Annotated in this window: 1 protein-coding gene; it reads right to left on the reverse strand. The window is 36.7% G+C overall.

Annotation, left to right across the window (positions count from 1 at the left end):
* The coding region (locus FUA24_RS23285) for a hypothetical protein (RefSeq protein WP_148545727.1) at nucleotides 1–251 on the reverse strand (251 nt) is incomplete at both ends.

Consider the following 251-nt stretch of genomic DNA (forward strand, 5'->3'; position numbering starts at 1 on the left):
CGCCATTTGGTTTTTGGAAATGCCCAAGGCGTTTAATACCATTTTTAATGTTTTCTTGAATGCGTTGTTTTTTATCTACAGTTAAATCAAAAACATCACTTAAAAACAACTGCGGAAATACGCTTGAAGTTGTTTGCTCTACACACCCATGCGGATACTGAATTAAGTATTGCATTCTGCGAGAGAAATCCATTGGAGGTAAGGTTGAAAACTCAACCGTAGCTGAATTTGTTCCGTTAACACCAAAAGTT

It is taken from the genome of Seonamhaeicola marinus, from assembly GCF_008085455.1.